We start from the raw sequence: 1,947 nt of genomic DNA, 5'->3' as shown, positions 1-1,947 counted from the left end.
AGAAACCTCTCAAAACTTAACAGACTAAAGTCTTAATTTCCGTAAAATTGTAGGTGAGCGCGATATGTTTGCCAACGTGTTTGTGTATGATTTCGTTGCGTGTTTCAGCAACTAAATTAGCAAATACAAACCGAATAGAAAATCCGCGAGGATTTTCGTAAGTAGGCGAGTACTAGCAATGAATTATACACGGTGTTGTACGCTGGCTTTTTTCGTTCGTTTTATTATTCTTATTAGACTTGGAATAATCGCAATAATTGCACTTGTTCCAATTATCAGTCCGTAATTAATTCCGTTCCAATGTAATTTTCTAATTCCGTCATCACACGCAGTACATTCCGCAACTTTTATATTCGCATCGATAGCTGAAATTCCGATTAAAGAAATTCCGAAAATCAGTAAGCAAATAATTCCATTTTTTAGAAATTCAGTTGGTTTTCTTTTCAGATTTTCAAGTGTCAAAATCAAAGGAATTATTCCCAATACAATGTAATAGGTTTTATCAGAGAAGATGTACATATTTTTTCCAACAAATTTAATTTTGTCAGACGTTGACCATTTAAAAATATCTTGAATTATTTCGCGAAAAAAAGATTCGGAATATAATGCGATTCCAAATCCGATTACGAATGCTAAAATTCCAAATATTATCTTTTTTGTCAATTCGAGTGAGTTTTTTCAGCTTGCGTACAACGTGTTTGTGTATGGTTAGTTGCGTGGTTAAGCAACTAAGTTAGCAAACATTTACGAACCTGTGAAAATTCCGCAGGAATTTTCGCAAGTAGGCTAGAACAAAGCAATTAATTATACACGGTGTTGTACACAGTTATTTTTTTAATAATTTTTCTAATTCAGTAGAATCAGTTTTTTTTAATTCGATTTCAAGGTTGCCGATTGTGTTTTTATTCAACAGTATTCTGTTTGCATAAATATCTGTTCTTTTTTTAGCTATTACGACTAAAGATGTTTTATTCTTTATTGGTATTTCTGTAAATTTTAAATTATTCGGTTGTCGATAATCCGAAATAAAAGAGTTTAAATCTTGATAAATCAAAAATGTAGATACATTATCTAATTCGGATTGGTTCAAGTTTAGTTCGTAAGAGATAATTCCATCAGGTTCTATAATTTTGTCAACATTTATCCAACCTAAATTACTAATCAAAATAGATGGGTAATCCCACCAGTTTATAATATAAAGTTCACTTGTTGCATCAGATAGCATATCAATATTTAACTGAGAATAATAATCTAAAGAATCGATTGATATTATTTTATTCATATAAGTCTCAACTCCACCAAATTGTCTTGTTGATACAGAATCAAATACAGGAAATGATATATATGTCTCTTTATCATCAATCCAAGTAATTTGATTTAATGAATCCAAAACACCGTTATAAATTCTGTCTCCTTTTCTGAATTTTTGTGCAAATTCGATTCTTAATTTTTTATCTTTTTTTAAATTGATTTTTTTATCTCCAACTTTTAGGTTGAGATATATCACACCGTTGGATTCTAACAGTTCATTTTTGTTGGTAACTGTATTTAAATTATCAGAAATCAGCTCTAATCGATTGTAATATTCTTTTAATTCTAAAGTTACTTTATCATTTTCGTTAATGTCAAAATCTTCTCGATTGAAGTATATTTTTGTCCCTTTTTCTCCTGTGATTATTTGGTTGGTTAGGGTATCTAAATCAAAGAACTGTTTTTCTATGACTAGAGTATTTTCAAAAGGATTGGTAGGTTTAAATTCAGCTATATCTTTTTTACAACTAAATATAGAAACTGAAACTAAAAAGTATAATAGGATTCTGTTTTTCATAATTGTGTACAACGTGTTTGTGTATGCTTAGTTGCGTGGTTAGGCAACTAATTTAGTAAACTTTTACGAACCTGAGAATATTCCGAAGGAATATTCCAGATAAGCAGAAACAAAGCAAT

Annotated in this window: 2 protein-coding genes; both read right to left on the bottom strand. The window is 29.8% G+C overall.

What is annotated here, in order from left to right; translation table 11 throughout:
* Positions 1 to 183: 183 nt before the first annotated feature.
* Complete coding sequence (locus HM986_RS17505) at positions 184 to 663, bottom strand: hypothetical protein (RefSeq protein ID WP_179336336.1); 480 nt, start codon at positions 661 to 663, stop codon at positions 184 to 186.
* Between the two features lie 163 nt (positions 664 to 826).
* Positions 827 to 1,828, bottom strand: a complete 1,002-nt coding sequence (locus HM986_RS17500) for a hypothetical protein (RefSeq protein WP_179336335.1) — start codon at positions 1,826 to 1,828, stop codon at positions 827 to 829.
* Positions 1,829 to 1,947 lie beyond the last annotated feature (119 nt).

The organism is Winogradskyella costae, assembly GCF_013403865.1.
GTDB classification, from domain to species: domain Bacteria; phylum Bacteroidota; class Bacteroidia; order Flavobacteriales; family Flavobacteriaceae; genus Winogradskyella; species Winogradskyella costae.
This window is presented reverse-complemented; position numbering and strand designations above follow the sequence as displayed.